The sequence below is a fragment of the Streptomyces griseorubiginosus genome, assembly GCF_017614965.1.
Classification (GTDB): Bacteria; Actinomycetota; Actinomycetes; order Streptomycetales; family Streptomycetaceae; genus Streptomyces; species Streptomyces griseorubiginosus_B.
Genome location: NZ_WVUG01000487.1, coordinates 1 through 4,040 on the forward strand (window position 1 = coordinate 1; position 4,040 = coordinate 4,040).

Here is a 4,040-nt window from a genome sequence, read left to right on the forward strand (position 1 = left end):
TCGGTGAACCGCCCCCCGACCGCTCCCCAGCGGCGTAAAGCCAGGTTAAGGACCGGCCCGGGCCCCTCTCGTCCTCCAGGGGGACGAACCCTCCCCCAGCCGTAGTACGGAGGGGACCCCTAGGGGCCGTCCACCGACAGGTGGAGTCGGTCTCGGGGTTCGCTCCACCCACCGGCCCACACAGGCTCCACCCTCCCGCTACGTGAGGCTCAAGTGGGAAGCTGTCGGACGGCGGATAGATGCAAGGGGAAAGGAATCACGTGGACCAGGGGGGCACAGAGACACGTGCCGGTGTGGCGCCGCCCGGCCGGCCGGCGGACACGCACAGACGCGGAGCGGTCGTCGCCGCGCTCATGCTCGCGATGGCGCTGGCGGCGCTCGATGCGACCATCGTCTCCACCGCCGTCCCCCAGATCGTCGGCGACCTCGGCGGATTCTCCTACTTCTCCTGGCTCTTCTCCGGCTACCTGCTCGCGGTCACGGTCACGCTCCCGGTGTACGGCAAGCTGTCCGACACCTTCGGCCGCAAACCGGTGCTCGTGGCGGGCGCCGCGGTGTTCCTGCTCGGCTCGCTGCTGTGCGCCGCGGCCTGGAACATGGGCGCGCTGATCGCCTTCCGCGTCGTCCAGGGGCTGGGCGGCGGTGCGTTGCAGGGCACGGTGCAGACGCTCGCGGCCGACCTGTACCCGCTGGAGGAACGGCCCAGGATCCAGTCGAAGCTGTCCACGGTCTGGGCGGTGTCGGCGGTGGCCGGCCCCGGAATCGGCGGCCTGCTCGCCGCGTACGCCGGCTGGCGCTGGATCTTCCTGGTCAACCTCCCGATCGGGGCGGTGGCGTTGTGGCTGGTCGTCCGTCATCTGCGCGAGCCGCGACGGGAGTTGGAGCGCCGTCCGCGCATCGACTGGGCGGGCGCGCTGGCGGTGTTCGCGTGCGGGGGCGTGCTGCTGACGGCCCTGGTGCAGGGCGGGGTGGCCTGGCCGTGGCTGTCGGCGCCCTCGCTGGCGCTGTTCGGTACGGGACTCGCGCTCGCCGGTGCCGTGGTCGTGATCGAACGACGGGCTGCCGAGCCGGTCATCCCCGGGTGGGTGTGGCGGCGGCGGACGATCGCGGCCGTCAACCTCGCTCTGGGCGCGCTGGGGTTGCTGATGGTGGCGCCGAGCGTGTTCCTGCCGACGTACGCGCAGTCGGTGCTGGGTCTCGCGCCCGTTGCGGCGGGTTTCGTGCTCTCGGTCTGGACTTTGACCTGGCCGGTGTCGGCGGCGCTGAGCCAGCACGTGTACCGGCGGATCGGCTTCCGCAACACGGCGATGCTGGGCATCGGCACGGCGGCGCTGATCCTGTTCGCGTTCCCGTTCCTGCCGTACCCGGGATCGGCCTGGCAACCGACGCTGCTGATGCTGCTGTTGGGCGCGGCGCTGGGGCTGTTCCAACTCCCGCTGATCGTGGGCGTGCAGTCGACGGTGGGCTGGGCGGAACGGGGCACCACGACCGCCTCGGTGCTCTTCTGCCGCCAGACCGGCCAGACGATCGGCGCCTCCGTCTTCGGCGCGGTCGCCAACGGGGTGCTCGCCGCCCGCCTGGGCGGCGCCGGCGACCTGGACTCGGTGACCCGGGGCCTGGACTCGGGTGCCGTGCCGGAGGCGACGCGCCGGGCGATCGCGGACGCGGTGCACGCGGTGTACATCGGCGCGGGCTGCGCGGCCGCCGCGGCCTTCCTCGTCCTGCTGTTCCTGGCCCCGCGTCGCTTCCCGGTGCTCAAGGAGCAGTGAGAGGGCGCGCGGCGCCGCCAAAAATCTGAGTTAACGCGGGTAACGTCACAGGTCAGCGAAGTAAGCGCATACCGACCAGCCAGTTTGTCAAAAGTGCTGTGCGTTTCCGAACCGCCGAGTAACGTGCGGGACTCCGCCGCCCCCACCTCCCTTGCGGTCCGCACCGGACCCGAGCCACGCAAGGAGCACCGGGATGTCCTACGACCCGTCCCCGTCGTACCCGTACCGACCCGCACAACAACCCCAGCAGTACCAGCAGTACCAGCAATACGACTCGTCGCCGTCCTACGAGGCCACGTACCCCTGGCAGCCGCCCGTCGCGGACCCGCCCGAGCCGCCCCGGCGCCGCCCGCCGCATCCCCCGCTCGGGCACCACAGCGACCTGCGGATCCTGCGCAGCGCCTACCGCTGGCAGCGCCGCACCGCCGCCCTGACGGCGCTCGGCTACTTCACCCTCTTCCTCGTCCTGTCCGCCTTCGCGCCGTCGGTCATGGCCGGCGACGTCACCGACGGCCTGCCGACCGGACTGCTGCTCGCGCTGATCCAGATCCCCGTCACCTGGCTGGCCATCGCGCTGTACGAGCACACCGCGCGCCGTTACGTCGACCCGATCGCGGACCGCATCCGCAAGCAGTCCGCGGTGGACGCCAAGCGGGAGGCGGCCCGATGACCGACGGCTTCAGCGGCAACGCCCAGGCCATGTCCCTCGTCGCCTTCTCCGCGATCGCCACCATCACCCTGCTGCTGTGCGTGATGACCGGCCCCGACCGCGACGACCTCGACGAGTTCTACACCGGCTACGGCTCCCTCTCCCCCATGCGCAACGGCCTCGCCATCGCCGGCGACTACATCTCCGCCGCGAGCGTCCTCGGCACCGGCGGGGTCATCGCCCTGTGCGGTTACGACGGCGTCGTGCTCGCCCTCAGCACCGCCCTGTCGCTGATGCTGCTGATGTTCCTGCTGGCCGAACCGCTGCGCAACGCCGGCCGGTTCACCATGGGCGACGCGCTGGCGCGACGGATGCCGGGGCGCGCGGTGCGCATCACGGCGTGCGCGGTGACCATCGCCGCGCTGCTGCCCCTGATGCTGGTGCAGCTCGCCGGCACGGGCCAGTTGCTGGCCTTCATCCTCGGCTTCTCCGGCGACGCGCTGAAGACCGGCTGCATCATCGGCCTGGGCGCCCTGATGATCAGCTACGCCGCCATCGGCGGGATGAAGGGCACCGCCCTGATCCAGATCCTGAAGATCGTGATGCTGCTCGGGTCGGGCGCGGTCGTGGCCGTACTGATCCTGCGGCGCTTCGACTGGGATCCCGGGGCCCTGTTCCACGCGGCCGCATCGCAGAGCGGGGTGGGCACCGCCTTCCTCCGCTCGGGCGTGGAGTTCGCCGGCAGCCCCAACCCCCGCCTGGACATGATCAGTTCGGAACTGACGGTCGTCCTCGGCGGCGCCTGCCTCCCGCACGTCACGATGCGCATGTACACCGCCTCCAGCGCCCGGCAGGTGCGCCGCTCGATGTCCTGGGCGGTGTCGATGGTGGTCCTCTTCGTCCTCATCATGACGGTCGTCGGCTTCGGCGCGACGGCACTGATCGGGCGGGCGGCCATCGCCCAGGCCGACCCGCGCGGCAACACGGCCTATCTGCTGGGCTCCCGCGCCGCGTTCGGCCCCGAGGTCTCCACGGCGGAGACCTTCCTCTTCACGACGATCACGACGGCGATCTTCCTCACCCTGCTCGCCTCCGTCGCCGGCATGATCCTCGCCTGCGCCAACTCCCTCGCCCACGACGTCTTCGCGGCCCGGGTACAGGAGATGTCGGCACGCCGCGAGATGGGGCTCGCCCGCGTCTCCGCCCTCGCGGTCGGCGTCCCCGCGATCCTGCTGGCCACCCTGGTCCAGCACCACAGCCTGCAGCCCCTGGTGACCCTCTCCTTCTGCCTCGGCGCCTCCGCCATCGCGCCCGCCCTGGTCTACAGCCTCTTCTGGCGCCGCTACACCCGAGCCGGCCTGCTGTGCACCCTTATCGGCGGCAGCCTGGCCGTCCTGCTCCTGATGCCGGGCACCAACCTGGTCTCGGGCTCCCCCCTCTCCGCCTTCCCCGACGCCGACTTCAACTGGTTCCCGTTCACCACGACGGGCCTGGTGACGATCCCCCTGGGCTTCCTGTTCGGCTGGCTGGGCACGGTGCTCTCGGGACGGCGGGCGTCGGAGGAGCAACGGCATCAGTACGAGGCGGTGGAGGGGTGGATTCTGGCGGGGGCGGTACGGAGG

Annotated in this window: 3 protein-coding genes; all 3 read left to right on the forward strand. The window is 71.3% G+C overall.

Translation table 11 applies throughout. The features are described 5' to 3' along the window. Positions 1-239: 239 nt before the first annotated feature. Entirely contained in the window at positions 240-1,769 is a 1,530-nt protein-coding gene (locus tag GRC12_RS42375; protein WP_244374619.1) for an MFS transporter, read from the forward strand. Between the two features lie 193 nt (positions 1,770-1,962). Then, positions 1,963-2,439, forward strand: a complete 477-nt coding sequence (locus GRC12_RS42380; protein WP_208785774.1) for a DUF485 domain-containing protein — start codon at positions 1,963-1,965, stop codon at positions 2,437-2,439. Beyond that, positions 2,436-4,040, forward strand: a 1,605-nt coding sequence (locus GRC12_RS42385; RefSeq protein ID WP_208785775.1) for a sodium/solute symporter, incomplete at its 3' end; no start/stop codon positions are given. The genes GRC12_RS42380 and GRC12_RS42385, both read left to right, overlap by 4 nt.